Annotated in this window: 1 pseudogene; it reads right to left on the bottom strand. The window is 57.3% G+C overall.

From position 1 onward, the window contains the following. Positions 1-790: pseudogene (locus AC0KVN_RS27580) on the bottom strand (IS5 family transposase); the annotation flags it as partial. Between the last annotated feature and the right edge of the window lie 62 nt (positions 791-852).

Genomic DNA, 852 nt, shown 5'->3' with positions numbered 1-852 from the left:
TAGGTTTCGTGGACAAAGGGTATCCATTGCAGGGCTGAGACGAGATTGACGAAGCCGAGGTAGGACTCTTTGGTTTTGTCGTATCGAGTTGCGATACGCCGCCAGTTCTTGAGTTTGTTGAAGAGGCGTTCGACAAGATTGCGCCAACGGTATTTTTCGCGATCGTGTGGGATTGGATCGCGCCGATTGCTTTTGGCGGGAATGACAGCCTCAACGTCAGCATTGGCCAATTCCTCGCGGATGGCATCTGCATCGTAGCCCTTGTCCGCCAACAATGCCTCGATCTTATGAGCAATCAAACGGAACAGCGGGCCAAAGCCTTGGATATCGTGGCTCTGGCCCGGCGTCAGGACAAAGCCGAGCGGTCGGCCTTTGGCATCGCAGCGGGCGTGGAGCTTTGTGCTGAATCCGCCTCGCGATCGGCCAAGCGCCTCGGTTTCCTGAGTCCCTTTTTTATGCCGACGGCACAATGATGTGCTCGGACCACGGTGCTGTCGATCATGTCCGCAGTGGCATCACGAGCCACCATTTCGCCCAGTGTCTCGAGCATCGCCTCGAACACCCCGGTCGTAACCCAGCGCCGGTAGCGGCGGAAAACGCTGTTCCACTTGCCATATTCATCCGGCAAGTGGCGCCATTGCGAACCTGTGCGGGCGATCCACATCATGCCTTCGAAATACAGCCGGTTGTCCTGTGCTGGACGACAGCCACGACCACGCTCAGATGGCAGTAATGTGCCGATGATCCCCCACTCGTCCTCCGTCAGCCCAATACGCTCGCCCAACGCCACCTCCAAAAGGCAGCCTTGAATCAACGCCCGATCCTGCTGTCAACCTTTGTCCACGAAACCTA

Source organism: Sphingobium sp. SG1 (assembly GCF_057063145.1).
This window is presented reverse-complemented; position numbering and strand designations above follow the sequence as displayed.